The sequence below is a fragment of the uncultured Aliiroseovarius sp. genome (assembly GCF_947497285.1).
In the GTDB taxonomy this organism is placed as follows: domain Bacteria; phylum Pseudomonadota; class Alphaproteobacteria; order Rhodobacterales; family Rhodobacteraceae; genus Aliiroseovarius.
In genome coordinates this window covers 1-13,441 of sequence record NZ_CANMFT010000001.1, presented here as the reverse complement: position 1 = coordinate 13,441, position 13,441 = coordinate 1, and the positions used below count along the sequence as shown (strand labels likewise).

Genomic DNA, 13,441 nt, shown 5'->3' with positions numbered 1-13,441 from the left:
CGACACAAGCGCGCCGGCCGCCCTTGGTTTTCAGCCTTCGATGCGGGAAAGATCCGCGACACCTGCCGACACCGCACGAATGCGGGCCAGAAGGTTCAGGCGATTGCGCCGCACAACCTGATTGTCGGTGTTGATCTGCACGGCCTCGAAAAACGAATCGATGGGCCCGCGCAAGCTGGCCATTGCAGCCATTGCCGCCGCGAAATCTTCGGCCTCCATGGCAGGGGTGATTGCAGCTTGGGCGGCGTCAAGGGCAGCAAACAGCGCCTTTTCCTCATCCGCCTCGGCAAATTTCACATCCGCTCCATAGGAGTATTCGACCCCATCCTTTTCTTCGGCCTGCGCCAGAATATTCGTCGACCGCTTGACCCCTTGCAGCAGGTTCTCGCCGTCTTCGGTGGCCAGAAACGCCGACAGAGCCTCGGCGCGTTTCACCAAAAGCGTCAGGTCGTCATTGCCCGGCATATGCAAACACGCGTCGATGACATCGTGACGGATGCCCTTGTCGCGCAGATAAACTTTCAGCCGATCATGGAAGAAGGCCAACAGATCGTCAGAGGTGTCCGGAAGGCTTTCCTTCACACCCTCAAGATGCTTGGACAAATCACCATCGAAATGGTCCAGAACGGTGCGGATCGCAGCCCCGAACACGCCGTGATCGGCAATCTCTGCGTCCAAATCGTGCAGAAGGGCGGCGCGCACTTCACCGTTTTCGTTCTGCTCGATCTCGTGGCGCAGAAGCTGGGCGTCAAACAAAGCGTCCAGATTTATCCGCAACCTGTTGTCCAAGATCAGGCGGATCACGCCCAGCGCTGCACGACGCAGCGCAAACGGGTCTTTCGACCCCGTTGGCTTTTCGTCGATGGCCCAGAACCCGGCCAATGTATCCAGCTTGTCAGCCAAAGCGACCGCCACGGAAACAGGCGCCGAAGGCACGTCATCGGATGGTCCAAGCGGTGAATAATGTTCCAACGCGGCAGCCGCAACTTCGGCAGGATGCCCCGCGACACCGGCATAGTATTTGCCCATAAGCCCTTGAAGTTCAGGAAATTCATACACCATTTCCGAGCTAAGATCCGCCTTGGCCCAGCGCGCGGCAAGCACCGCCAAATCGACATCCGCCCCCACCGCAGGCGCTACGGCCCGCGCCATAGCCGTGATGCGGACAATGCGATCCCCTTGCGATCCAAGCTTGTTGTGGAATGTCACGTTATCAAGGCTTTCCAGCCACGCAGCACCACCCGCTTCGGCAACACGCAGGTCATTTTCCCAAAAGAACTTTGCATCCGCCAGCCTTGCATACAAAACCTTCTGGTTTCCGGCCAGAATGGTTGCCCCGTGGTCGGCAGTCTCGCGGTTGGCCACGGTGACGAACTTCTCGATCAACCCGGATTTCGGGTTCCTCACCGAGAAAAACTTCTGATGCTCTTTCATCGAGGTTTGCAGCACCTCAGGCGGCAGGGGGATGAAGTCCTTGGCAATATCGCCCATCAGCACCACCGGCCATTCGACCAGACCGGCAACTTCGGCCAGCAGCGCTTTGTCCTCGACAATCTCCAGCCCTTGGGCGAAGGCAGCGTTCTGCGCTTCGGCCCAGATATGGTCGGCACGTTCCGCGGGTGACAAGATAACCTTGGCGGCTTTCAACTTGGCTTCGTAGTCGGCAAAGCTGGACACAGAGAAACGACCGGGGGCCATGAAGCGGTGACCTTCCGTGCTGTCGCCGGCTTTGATCCCGTCAATCTCAAGCGGCACGACGTTTGCGCCAGCCTCGTCGGACAAGATGCAAAGGATCGAATGCAACGGGCGCACCCAGCGCAGGCTGCCCGCCCCCCATCGCATCGACTTGGGCCATGGGAAGTTGCGGATCGTGGCGTCCAGAACGTCGGCAACGATCTCGGCTGCGGGGCGACCTTTCTTTTCGATCAGCGCGAAATAGACCGGTCCTTTCGGGGTGTCGCGCTCCTCAAGCTGATCGCGGGTCAGGCCTGCGCCGCGCAGGAAGCCCTCGATGGCCTTGTCGGGCGCACCCACTTTCGGCCCCTTGCGTTCTTCGCGCGTGTCGGGCGACGTGGCCAATAGCCCGTCAACTGCCAGCGTCAAACGGCGCGGCGTGGAAAACGCAGCAGCCCCTGCATAGGTCAGCCCGGCGTCAACCAGTCCATCTGTGACAAGCTTTTTCAGGTCTTCAGCCGCGCGCAGCTGCATCCGTGCAGGGATTTCTTCGGAAAAGAGCTCAATAAGCAGGTCGGGCATATCGTTCACTCGCTGTATTTTTCGTTCAGCTGATGCCAGGCAAAGCCCCGGCCATCGGGAAAGATCGCGACCACGCGGTCAACCCCGTCCTGAATGTTTCGTTCACCCAAAAAGGCAATGGCACCGCCGGTTTCCAAGGCAGCGCCGATTTGATCTGCGTCGAAGCAATCGAACCAACCCGGTGCGGTCAAGGGCGTTGCGCCTTCATAGGTTTCGTAGGTTTCCGTCAGCATCGCAAGGCTCATCGTCGTGGTGAAGCACCCGCGGAAGCGAAGCGGAGAGCTGTCGGCATCGATCCCGTCGAAACTGTCATAAAGCACCAATTCCGGCTCGCCGGTCACAACGTTGGTCATGCGCAATTGCGCGTCTGCCGAAACGTCCTCGTAAAAAGCATAAAGTTGCAACCAATAGATTGCGACGCCCGAAATGATTGCTGTCAGCACAATGAATATCGCCAGTATTTTTCCGGTCACGCTGCATCCCCCGCCCAGCCACCTGCACGGGTTTGGACGAAGGCGTCAGCGCATTGCTTGGCCAGTGCACGGACGCGGCCGATATAGGCCTGTCGCTCGGTCACCGAAATCACGCCGCGCGCATCCAGAAGGTTGAAGATGTGGCTGGCCTTGATGCATTGATCATAGGCCGGGTGCGCCATGACGATACGCTTGCCGGTTTTAGGGTCATGGTGGTCGTGATCAAGGATCGCGCGGCATTCGGCCTCGGCCTCTTCGAAATGGCGCAACAACACCTCGGTATCCGCCACATCGAAATTCCAGCGCGCGTATTCTTCCTCGGTCTGCTTGAAGACATCGCCGTAGGTCAGCGGTATGCGGGCGTCGGGGGCGTTGAACGGCATATCCATGACATGATCAATGCCCAGAATATACATCGCCAGACGTTCCAACCCATATGTCAGTTCGCCCGAGACAGGCTTGCAGTCATACCCGCCAACCTGCTGGAAATAGGTGAACTGGCTGACTTCCATCCCATCGCACCAGACCTCCCATCCCAGACCCCATGCGCCCAGCGTGGGGCTTTCCCAGTCATCTTCAACGAACCGGATGTCGTGCAGGTCCATGTCGATGCCAATGGCTTCGAGCGACCCAAGATAAAGCGCTTGCAGGTCAGGTGGGCTGGGTTTGATCAGCACCTGAAACTGGTAATAATGCTGCAGCCGGTTCGGGTTCTCGCCATAGCGCCCATCGGTAGGGCGGCGCGACGGCTGCACATAGGCTGCTGCCCATGGTTGCGCACCTAAGGAGCGAAGGGTTGTCGCCGGGTGAAAGGTGCCTGCGCCGACCTCCATGTCATACGGTTGCAACACCGCACAGCCTTGCGCCGCCCAATAGGCTTGAAGGCGCAGGATGATGTCCTGAAAACTTTGCGGTCGCGTGTCGCTGTTGGCCATGGAGTTGCCCATCTGGTGATTGCCGGAATGTGTGCCCTCAATACGGCCTGCCCCCCAAAGGGTCAACGCGTGAAACAGGCGCAAGCACCGCCCAGCGCCCACGTTGGCCACATGCGCGCAAGTCACGCCGCAAAGTTTCCCATACCAAACACGTGAAGGTGCTGGACCCGGCGCACGAAACTGTCATATTGCGCCCGTTATATTGACCAGATCCGGGCAGAATGTGCTATTTGCCTGACCAGAATTGAAAAACGAACCCGAGGCTTCGAGGATTTATGACCAAACGCCTAGCCGCCACCACCGCCGCAGCCGCCCTTGCCACCGGACTTTCCATCAGTTTGGCAGGCCTGCCTGCAATGGCGCAGCAGGGTTCCTCTGACCGCCTGTCGCCGTCTCAAACTCAGGATCTGCTCTGGATCCAGATCGAAGCCCAACCCACCTTGCGTGAAGCAGAGGACCGCGTGCGCGACTACGCCACCCGGCTTGAGGGCGTGAACGGGTTTCGTGTTGGCGGCAACTGGTATGGCATCGTGCTTGGCCCCTATACCGAACGCGCAGCCACAATCCAGCTTCAATCACTGAAGAACGCGGGCCTGATCCCGCGCGACAGCTTCATTACCTATTCACGCCAACTGCGGCAGCAGTTCTGGCCGGTCGGCGCAAACGCCTTGGCGACGACGCCCCTGACTGCGTCGGAAGCGGTCCAGTTGCCCGCGGCCAGTGAAGACACCGCGCCACAGGGCGATCAGGTGGCATCGGTGGAACAGCCCGTTGATAGCCCAGCCGTTCTTGCCCAACCCGAAGCTCCGGTTGAAGAAACGCGTCGCGAGGCATTGCAGGGCGAACGGTTGCTGGATCGCGAGGCGCGGATGGGCTTGCAGGTCGCGCTACAATGGGGCGGGTATTACACTTCGGCCATTGATGGCGCGTTTGGGGCGGGCACACGCCGGTCCATGGCGGCATGGCAAACCGATCGCGGCTACGATCCGACCGGTGTCCTGACGACCCGTCAACGCGCCGAGCTTTTGGCAAGCTACCAATCCGTGATCTCGTCGCTTGGCATGACCACCTATCTGGACGAAGACGCCGGTCTTTCGGTTGCCGTTCCGGGCGCGATGGTTGCCTTCGATCGTTACGAGGCGCCCTTCGTGCATTTCGCCACCAAGGACGACAGCGGTGTGGGCGTGGTGCTGATCAGCCAATCCGGCGACCAAGACACGCTTTACGGGCTTTACGATATCCTTCAGTCGCTAGCAATCGTGCCGCTGGATGGCCCGCGCGAGCGCAAGAAATCCTCCTTCACCATCGAAGGTGCGGATGACAAGATCACCTCGTATACGCAGGCAGAACTGGTTGATGGCACCGTGAAAGGGTTCACCCTGATCTGGCCGAAAGGGGACGACAAACGTCGCGACCTTGCCCTGCGCGACATGAAGGCCAGCTTTGCGTCGCTGGGACCGGCAGCGTTGGCGGATACGGCCGGGCTGGACACCACAACGCAAAGCCTTGATCTGCTGTCGGGTTTGGAAATCCGTAGCCCCAAAATGTCGCGGTCCGGCTTCTATGTGGATGCGAATGGCACCATCCTGACGACAGCTGAGGCGGTTGAGCAATGTGGCCGGATATCCATCAACGACGACTACGACGCCGAAGTCACCGCTGTCGACACGACCCATGGTTTGGCGCTTTTGACCGCCAAGGACGCGCTGGCCCCGATCGCCTATGCGTCGTTCCAATCGGTCAAGCCGCGGTTGAAATCCGATGTGGCAGTCGCTGGCTATTCCTATGAGGGGCGCCTGACCGCGCCGAGCCTGACCTTTGGCACGCTGGCTGAACTCAGAGGCCTGAATGGCGAACCCGATCTGGCGCGGCTGACCCTTGCTGCCCTTCCAGGCGACGCTGGCGGCCCTGTTCTGGATGTCGGTGGCGCAGTCATGGGCATGCTTCTGCCAGCCCAGTCGACCCAAGGGCGCACCCTGCCCGATGGTGTCAGCTTCGCGCTGGACGCTGCAACGGTGACCGAGTTCCTGACCGACAACGGTGTCTCAACCAAGGTCGCGGACAAGATCGCCTCGATGGATCCCGTTGACCTTAGCGCCATGGCCGCAGACATGACCGTTCTGGTCAGCTGCTGGGACTAAGCGGCCGCAAACGAATGGGCGCGGCGCTGGAACGGAAAGGCACCCGCTCTATCAGCCCTGCCAGAACTTCACGGTGAACAGAACATAGACGGCCAGCAGCTCCAGTCGGCCGATCAGCATGGTGATCGCCAAGATCCACTTGGCGGTGTCGCTAAGGCTTCCGAAGTTTCCCGCAGGACCGATGATATCACCCAAACCGGGACCGATATTGGCCACGGCCGCCGCCGCCCCGGAAACCGAGGTGGTAAAATCCAGCCCGGTCATCCCCAAAAGGACGGACACCACGCCAAGGGTGACGATAAAAAACACAAAGAAGCTCATCACCGACGACAGGACATCTTCGTCCACGCGCCGACCGGCATAGCGCGGCGTGAACAGGCCGTGCGGTGAATGGATGGCGCGGATTTGTGCCTTGATGGACGAAAACAGCAACTGATAGCGGAACACCTTGATCGAACAAGCCGTCGATCCAGCACAGCCTCCGATCAGACCGATAAAGAAGAACACGACCACGGGAAATGCGCCCCAAAGCTGATAGTCCACACTGGCATAGCCTGTGCCGCTGATAATCGAGGTCACGTTGAACAAGACTTCGCCGAACCCGCGCCCCACATGGTCACCATTGGCCAGCAACCGATACAGGGTCATCATCAATGTGATCACCAGAATGGTCAGCAGGTAGGCGCGCACCTGCGGGTCGACAAGAATGGGGCGCGCTGTGCCAGTCAACAGTTGGATATATCTGACGAACGGCAGACTTGCCAAAATCATGAAGAAGGCCGCGACATATTCCGGTGCACCGCGGAACGCTCCGAAAGAGGCATCCGTCGATGAGAACCCGCCCGTCGCGATGGTGGTCATGGCGTGATACAGCGCCTCGAACGGCGGCAGTCCAACCGCATAATAGGTCGCGGCACAGACCAGCGTCAGAAACAGGTAAATCTGGCTGATGCGTCCGGCAATCTCGGCGGCACGTGGCAACACCTTTCCCATCGTGTCAAACGCTTCTGACCGGAAGATTTGCATACCCCCGACGCGCAGTTCGGGCAGAAACACCATCGCCACAACAATGATCCCGATCCCGCCATACCATTGCAACAATGCCCGCCAGAACAACAGACCCTTGGGCATGTCATCCAGACCCGACAGAACCGTGGCCCCTGTGGTGGTCAGGCCTGACATTGCCTCGAAAAAGGCGTCCACCAGACTCGCATCAATCTCTGAAAAGAGGAAAGGCAGCGCCGCGAAAACGGGCAGAGCCAACCAGACACCCGTGGTCAGCAAAAAGGTTTGCTGGATCGACAGCCCTTTGCCCACGCCATTGGCCGTGGACAGTGCCATCGACCCCCCGACCAGTGTGGTGATCACCGCGCTTTCCAGAAAAACGGCCCAATCAGGGCTGCCATAAGCCAGATCAATCCCCATCGGGATCAGCATCGTGACCCCTAAGGCGGCAACCAGAAGGCCAATGACATAAACGACAGGTCGCAGATCGAACATGGGCGAAGGGTTGGCCGCCCGCACACGAACTGTCAAGGATCAGATGGCGTTGAAGCCACGCAACCCCTGGGCCTGTGTCCCATTCGCAGAGCGCCCGCGACAGGCGCACACCCCGCGCGGCCTAGCCCACATGAAACAGCGTCGAGAACAGCTTGGGGTCAAGGCTTTCCGCCTCGAACGTTTCGCCTTCGGTCAGGATCGATACGGCATCATGGCTGTGCAGGCTTTCCTGATGGCTGGCCACCACGCGGAAATCTCCGATCCGGTCATCTTGTTGCAAATGCTCGCAAAACAGGCGGGCGGCATCCTCGACGAAGATCGGGTTGGCGGCGTTTAGTTCGGCAAAGGCTTGTTCGTCTTCGCGTTTGACCATGACCTGAGTCTCTGTCGGCACCGCCGCGCGGCAAATATCTATCAGGTCTTCGAACCAGAATGTCTGCGGCTGCTTGACCTTCTCAACCGAGATTCGCGCGACCGAGCGCTGCGAATGCGGCGTCGCAAGCTGGCCGCGCATCTGGCGCGCGTGCTCAGACAATTCCAGCGAACAGGGGCAGGTCGAGGAGTAGACATAGTCCAGATGCATGAATTTGCGCCGTTTGCCGCGATGTTCGACCAGTTCCAGCGCAATGTCGTAAAACTGATAGCCAGACAGGCCAGATCGCAGGCTTTGCACCCGCGCGGGGTAGGAAAAGCGCATTTCGATCCGGGCATCGAGGCTTTCAAGATCGGTCTTGTAGTCGTCCAGCGCGGCTTCGATCACGTCAAAGCTGAAGGTCTTTTCGGCATGGGCATAAAAGCTGCGCATGATGCGCGACATGTTGATGCCCTTCTTGCCCGCCTCAAGACTGACCGTCCCGGTGACCGAAGTTTCCAGCGTCACGTCTTCGCCGTCGCGGGTGTGATAACGGATCGGCAGGCGGAAGTTGGAAATCCCCACATGCTGAATATGCCGCTTGGCCCCTTGGATCAGGCTTGCCGGTCCGTTTTGCAGGTCCGGCATTGACGCCTTATAGGCCGCGTCTGGAGTAAAATCTGACGGGTAGTCCCGGTTCAGATCCGGGTAATTCGGAAGCTCCGCACCCGGCAAAAGCCGCGCAATGGCTGGGTCAAGTCTCGCTACCTCGACAGGGTCCGCCTTTGCGGCCCAGTCGCGCAAGACATCAAGCGCATCACGCGCGGCGTCCTCAGTTGGCGTTGCGCCACCCTTGCGCTTCATTTGGTTCATCGCGGACCTCCCGATCCTGTCACACCCCACTAACATAGGAGTGTGACAGAGATTCTCCAAACACGATGAGAAAGAAGCGACAGATCAGGCAGCGTTCAAGGCTCGTGTCAGGTCTGCAATCAAATCTTGCGTGTCCTCAAGCCCAATGGACAGGCGCAGAAGACCGGGCGCGATCCCCAATTGGGCCTTCTGATCATCGGGCAAACGCTGGTGCGTCGTCGTCGCCGGATGGGTCACGATGGATTTCGCATCGCCAAGGTTGTTGGAAATCAGCACAATCTCAAGCGCATTCAGGAACCGGAACGCGGCTTCTTTGCCGCCTGAAAGCTCCAACGAAAGGACCGTGCCGGCCCCGCCAATCATCTGGCGTTCAGCAAGCGCTTTGTCCGGGTGGCTGTCCAAAAGCGGATGTATGACGCGGGCGAGTTTCTGGTGGCCTTCCAATGCGCGCGCAATTTCCAGCGCCGAATTGGCTTGCGCCTTCACGCGCAGGTCCATCGTCTCCAACCCTTTCAGCATGACCCACGCATTAAACGGGCTCATCGCGCCGCCGGTGTGCTTCAGATAGGGTTCCAGCGTCTTGCGGATATAGTCTTGCGGGCCTAGCACGACGCCGCCAAGGCACCGCCCCTGCCCGTCCACATGCTTGGTTGTCGAATACACGACCACATCGGCACCTTGCTCGATGGCTCGGCTGAACACAGGCGTGGCGAACACGTTATCCACAACGACCACCGCGCCAACCGCATGGGCAATCTTTGCGACACCTTCGATGTCGATCACCTCGAGCGTGGGGTTGGACACGCTCTCAAAGAAACAGACAGCAGTGTCCGGGCGCACGGCTGCGCGCCAAGCGTCAAGGTCGGTGCCATCCACCAGCGTTACCTCGACCCCGAACCGGGCGAGGATATCTTCGAGCACATAGAGGCAGGACCCGAACAGCGCGCGCCCGGCGACAACGTGATCACCAGCCTTCAGAAGGGACATCATCGCGCCGTTGACAGCCGCCATGCCCGAAGCGGTCGCAAACGCATCTTCGGCCCCTTCAAGGGCCGCCATACGGTCTTCGAACATTGCGACGGTCGGATTGCCGTAGCGGGCGTAAATGAACTCGTCCCGGCTGCTTTCGATAAAGCGTGCCTCGGCCTGTTCGGCACTTTCATAGACAAAGCCCTGGGTCAGGAAGATCGCTTCGCTGACCTCGTTATACTGACTGCGACGCGTGCCGCCATGCACCGCTGTGGTCCGTTTCGACCAACCCGATTTTGCCTCTGTCATCGCGCGTTCCTTTCGCACAAAAAAACCCCCACCGCATTACGAGCGCCGGGGGTGAATTTGCGGGGCATGTCGCCCGCAAGGTCCCTGACCTCTTTAGCAGAATATTTTACGTGGCCCGCAATCCGGTAAACAAATCGCCACGCAGCAAGCCCTAGCGCCTGATGAAAACTGCGTCAAGTGTGCACGCCCGGCACGCTCGCCGGATCGTGAACAACGGGCGGCGCGCATGCCCTTGCCAATTGGCACTCGCCTGTCATCCTGCAGACCACTGAAGGAGAGACATCATGCCCACCCCGATAGAGCTTTATTATTGGCCCACACCGAACGGTTGGAAAATCTCGATCGCGCTTGAGGAAATGGCGCTGCCTTACGAGGTCAAGCTGGTGAACATCGGCGCGGGCGACCAGTTCGAACCCGACTTCCTGAAGATCGCTCCAAACAACCGGATGCCCGCCATCATCGACCCGGACGGGCCGGATGGCGCGCCGATCTCGATCTTTGAAAGCGGCGCGATCTTGCAGTATCTGGCGCGTAAAACGGGGCTTTTCTGCGGAAAGACGGAACGCGAGCGTGTGGCCGTGGATCAATGGCTCATGTGGCAGATGGGGGGCTTGGGTCCGATGGCCGGTCAGGCGCATCACTTCCTGAAATACGCACCTGCGATGGAGCCGCCCAATGACTTGCCCTATGCCAAGGACCGCTACCGCGCGGAAACCGCTCGGCTTTACGGCGTGATGGATCGCCAGCTTGCCAACAACCGCTATTTGGCGGGCGACACCTATTCCATTGCTGACATGGCATCTTGGGGGTGGGCCTCACTTTGGGAAGGGCAAGAGCAGACGTTGGATGACAAACCCAACCTGGCCCGTTGGCTGGATGAGGTCGGCGCACGTCCGGCAGTGCAACGCGGACGTGCCGTCGCCGCAGATCAGCGCAGCAATCTGCAGTCTGACAAGAAAGCCCAGGACGTTTTGTTCAAGCGGTAGCCAGCTTCGCCGGACGCCTCTGCCATTCGAGTGGGGGCGCATCGCAGAAAAACGGGCGATCTAGCGGCTCAGATCAGCTGTTTTCGGGGTCTTCTTCGATCCCGAAGCGCTTGAACAATCCGGCCTGAGACATGAAAAACGCGAAGGTCGCCAGTGGCAGACCGAAAGTCTTGAAGTTCACCCAGGCATCGGTGGACAGACTGCGCCAGATCGCCTCGTTCGCGATGGCGAGGGCCAGAAAAAACAGCGCCAACCGCTTGGTCAGGATCATCCAGCCTTGGCGCTCTAATGGCAGGGCGCGGTCCATCACGGCCTCAAGATAGCTTTCGCCGCGCAACAATCCGAACCCCAGCAGCCCGGCAAACAGCAGGTAGATCATCGTCGGCTTCATCTTGAAGAAGCGTTCGTCGTTGAACCAGATCGACAACCCGCCAAACCCGATGACCAGCACAAGCGTCACGATCTGCATCTTCGACAGATGCCCGGTGATCCGCCAGAGCGCGAGCGTGGCCAGAACCAGAACCGGTATGAACATTGCCGTTACCGCCACGAACCCCGAATAGTCGGTGCCTGCGAGGGTGAAGGTGCGATCCTTCAATAAGGTGTAGGCCACAAAAAAAAGGATGATTGGTCCGTATTCCAGCGCAATCCTTAGCATCGGGTAGTCCTGCTTTTCGGTCATGGTGCCTCCTTATCCGCCCATTTCGACTATCACGGCGCCAACTGCGATCAAAGCCATCATCGTCAGGCGACGCGGCCCGACGCGTTCTTTCAGCACAAGCCAGCCGATCAGGGCAGCAAACACGGTCGAGGTTTCGCGCAAAACGGCGGCTTCGCCAACACTATCTAGCCGTGTGGCCAACATGATCGAGCCGAAGCTGAAATAGGCGACGAATGCACCAAGAACGCCACGCCCCAACAGCGGGGCAAGTGCAGGACGCTCTGGCATATTCCACCAGCGCAAGCCCGCGATGATCGGCATGAAAAACCCATCGATGAAGAAAAACCACGCCAGGAATGTAAAGGGGTCGGCGGTCGCGCGGATGCCATAAGCGTCGTAAGTGGTATACGCCGCAACGAAAAGCCCCGTCACAACGGCCATCGCCAAAGCGGGCTTCAGAAGCTCGCGCCCCATCTGCCAGTGGCGCAGGTTATAGGCGGCAAGGGCGAAAATGCCCGCCACCAGCGTCGCAACCCCCACCCACTGTATCGCGGTGAACGTCTCGCCAAACAGAATGCCCGCCCCGATCACCGTGAACAGCGGCCCGGTGCCACGCACCACCGGGTAGACGACCGTATAGGACCCCAGCGCATAGGTGTAGCTTTGCGCGATTTTGTATCCAACATGGATCACAAAAACGACCGCGAAGATGGGCCACATGTGAGGCTCGGGCCATGGGACGACGAACAGGGCGAAGGGCGCGGCGATCACTCCGTAGGACAGATCAATCGCGCCGCGCGACAACCACGGATCGTGGCGTCCCTTTTGAAGCGCGCCAAAAAACGCGTGCAGAAACGCCGCGAACAAGGCCAGCATCAAGGCGACCTGATGGCCAGCCTCGGTGCCTTCCAGCGATATGAGCCAGTCGCTCATGCCCCACGCTTATTCGGTGATGCCGATCAGGGCGCGGGCAAATTCCTCGGGGTCGAAGGGGGCAAGATCGTCGATCTGTTCGCCAACGCCAATGGCGTGGATCGGCAAGGCGAACCTGTCGGCCAACGCCACCAGAACGCCGCCTTTTGCCGTGCCATCAAGCTTGGTCATCACCAGACCGGAGACGTCAGCCAGCTTCTGAAAGGTTTCGACCTGACGAAGGGCATTCTGACCCGTGGTCGCATCCAGCACCAGCAAGGTATTATGCGGCGCGGTCTCGTCTTTCTTCTTGATAACACGCACGATCTTGGCCAGCTCTTCCATCAAATCAGCGCGATTTTGCAAACGCCCGGCGGTGTCGATCATCAAAAGATCAGCGCCGTCCGCCTCGGCTTGGGTCATCGCATCGAAGGCGAGCGAGGCTGGGTCCGACCCTTCGGGCGCGGTCAGGACAGGCACGCCCGCGCGATCCCCCCAGACCTGCAGCTGCTCAACCGCGGCCGCGCGGAAAGTGTCGCCGGCGGCGATCACGACCTTTTTGCCAGCGGCGGTGAACTGGCTGGCCAGCTTGCCGATCGTGGTCGTCTTGCCTGCGCCATTCACGCCGACGATCAACACCACCTGAGGGCGTTTGGGATAGATCGGCATGGGCAGGGCCACAGGCTCCATAATCCGCGCGACTTCAGAAGCCAGCACGGATTTGATCTCAGCCACAGACAATTTTTTGCCTAAATGCCGCTCCGAGATATTGGCGGTTACGCGCATTGCGGTGTCCACGCCCATATCGGACGTGATCATCAGATCTTCGAGGCTTTCAAGCATGTCGTCATCGACGGTCCGGCGGACGACGGTTTTGGCCTCGCGCCGCCCGAACATACGGCCCAGCAGGCCGGGTTTGGCGGCGGTGGTGGGTGCGACGTCAGCGGCGATATCCAGCGGCGCGGGATCGACCAGCTTGGCTGGCTGAGGCTCGGGTTCGGGTTCGGGTTCGGGTTCGGGTTCGGGTTCGGGTTCGGGTTCGGGTTCGGGTTCGGGTTCGGGTTCGGGTTCGGG

Annotated in this window: 11 protein-coding genes and 1 riboswitch; of the genes, 2 read left to right on the top strand and 9 right to left on the bottom strand. The window is 59.7% G+C overall.

The genetic code is table 11. From position 1 onward, the window contains the following. Positions 1-30: 30 nt before the first annotated feature. The 3 genes from glyS to Q0864_RS00045 are packed head-to-tail and all read right to left on the bottom strand — an operon-like array spanning position 31 to position 3,664. Positions 31-2,256 carry a glycine--tRNA ligase subunit beta gene (gene glyS / locus Q0864_RS00055; RefSeq protein WP_298564847.1) on the bottom strand — a complete coding sequence of 742 codons (2,226 nt, stop codon included), beginning with the start codon at positions 2,254-2,256 and terminating at the stop codon, positions 31-33. 5 nt (positions 2,257-2,261) lie between these two features. Further along, a complete protein-coding gene (locus Q0864_RS00050) occupies positions 2,262-2,729 on the bottom strand; it encodes a DUF6446 family protein (protein WP_298564846.1) in 468 nt (155 codons plus the stop codon). Then, on the bottom strand, positions 2,726-3,664 hold the full coding sequence (locus Q0864_RS00045; RefSeq protein ID WP_298564844.1) for a glycine--tRNA ligase subunit alpha: 939 nt from the start codon (positions 3,662-3,664) through the stop codon (positions 2,726-2,728). The genes Q0864_RS00050 and Q0864_RS00045 overlap by 4 nt, the downstream gene beginning before the upstream one ends. Positions 3,665-3,939: 275 nt before the next feature. On the opposite strand from Q0864_RS00045, the gene Q0864_RS00040 reads away from it, so the two are divergent. Next, positions 3,940-5,805: a serine protease gene (locus Q0864_RS00040; protein ID WP_298564842.1), complete on the top strand. Its 1,866-nt coding sequence runs from the start codon at positions 3,940-3,942 to the stop codon at positions 5,803-5,805. A 51-nt stretch (positions 5,806-5,856) separates the two neighbouring features. Here the strand turns inward: Q0864_RS00040 and Q0864_RS00035 are convergent, their stop codons facing one another. The 3 genes from Q0864_RS00035 to metZ form a co-directional block, all read right to left on the bottom strand. After that, the gene (locus Q0864_RS00035) at positions 5,857-7,305 is read right to left on the bottom strand and encodes a TrkH family potassium uptake protein (RefSeq protein ID WP_298566125.1); all 1,449 of its coding nucleotides are present in this window, start codon (positions 7,303-7,305) and stop codon (positions 5,857-5,859) included. Positions 7,306-7,426: 121 nt separating this feature from the next. Then, positions 7,427-8,530 carry a GTP cyclohydrolase FolE2 gene (folE2, locus tag Q0864_RS00030; RefSeq protein ID WP_298564840.1) on the bottom strand — a complete coding sequence of 368 codons (1,104 nt, stop codon included), beginning with the start codon at positions 8,528-8,530 and terminating at the stop codon, positions 7,427-7,429. 84 nt (positions 8,531-8,614) lie between these two features. Further along, positions 8,615-9,808 (bottom strand): O-succinylhomoserine sulfhydrylase, encoded by a 1,194-nt coding sequence (metZ, locus tag Q0864_RS00025; RefSeq protein WP_298564838.1) that lies wholly within the window; start codon positions 9,806-9,808, stop codon positions 8,615-8,617. Positions 9,809-9,880: 72 nt separating this feature from the next. Beyond that, positions 9,881-9,959: riboswitch (SAM riboswitch) on the bottom strand. 133 nt (positions 9,960-10,092) lie between these two features. On the opposite strand from metZ, the gene Q0864_RS00020 reads away from it, so the two are divergent. Beyond that, positions 10,093-10,794, top strand: coding sequence for a glutathione S-transferase N-terminal domain-containing protein (locus Q0864_RS00020; protein ID WP_298564835.1), 702 nt, complete (start codon positions 10,093-10,095; stop codon positions 10,792-10,794). Between the two features lie 73 nt (positions 10,795-10,867). Here Q0864_RS00020 and Q0864_RS00015 read toward each other — a convergent pair whose 3' ends face one another. The 3 genes from Q0864_RS00015 to ftsY all read right to left on the bottom strand — a co-directional run. After that, entirely contained in the window at positions 10,868-11,476 is a 609-nt protein-coding gene (locus Q0864_RS00015; protein ID WP_298564832.1) for an inner membrane-spanning protein YciB, read from the bottom strand. 9 nt (positions 11,477-11,485) lie between these two features. Continuing rightward, complete coding sequence (locus Q0864_RS00010) at positions 11,486-12,388, bottom strand: EamA family transporter (RefSeq protein WP_298564829.1); 903 nt, start codon at positions 12,386-12,388, stop codon at positions 11,486-11,488. A gap of 9 nt (positions 12,389-12,397) precedes the next feature. Beyond that, a partial coding sequence (gene ftsY / locus Q0864_RS00005) for a signal recognition particle-docking protein FtsY (RefSeq protein WP_298564826.1) occupies positions 12,398-13,441 on the bottom strand: 1,044 nt, incomplete at its 5' end.

Coding starts and splice junctions, on each gene's coding strand:
- Q0864_RS00040 (WP_298564842.1), top strand. CDS start 3,940: ATGACCAAACGCCTAGCCGCCACCACCGCCGCAGCCGCCCTTGCCACC.
- glyS (WP_298564847.1), bottom strand. CDS start 2,256: ATGCCCGACCTGCTTATTGAGCTCTTTTCCGAAGAAATCCCTGCACGG.
- Q0864_RS00020 (WP_298564835.1), top strand. CDS start 10,093: ATGCCCACCCCGATAGAGCTTTATTATTGGCCCACACCGAACGGTTGG.
- metZ (WP_298564838.1), bottom strand. CDS start 9,808: ATGACAGAGGCAAAATCGGGTTGGTCGAAACGGACCACAGCGGTGCAT.
- Q0864_RS00015 (WP_298564832.1), bottom strand. CDS start 11,476: ATGACCGAAAAGCAGGACTACCCGATGCTAAGGATTGCGCTGGAATAC.
- Q0864_RS00045 (WP_298564844.1), bottom strand. CDS start 3,664: ATGGCCAACAGCGACACGCGACCGCAAAGTTTTCAGGACATCATCCTG.
- Q0864_RS00010 (WP_298564829.1), bottom strand. CDS start 12,388: ATGAGCGACTGGCTCATATCGCTGGAAGGCACCGAGGCTGGCCATCAG.
- folE2 (WP_298564840.1), bottom strand. CDS start 8,530: ATGAACCAAATGAAGCGCAAGGGTGGCGCAACGCCAACTGAGGACGCC.
- Q0864_RS00035 (WP_298566125.1), bottom strand. CDS start 7,305: ATGTTCGATCTGCGACCTGTCGTTTATGTCATTGGCCTTCTGGTTGCC.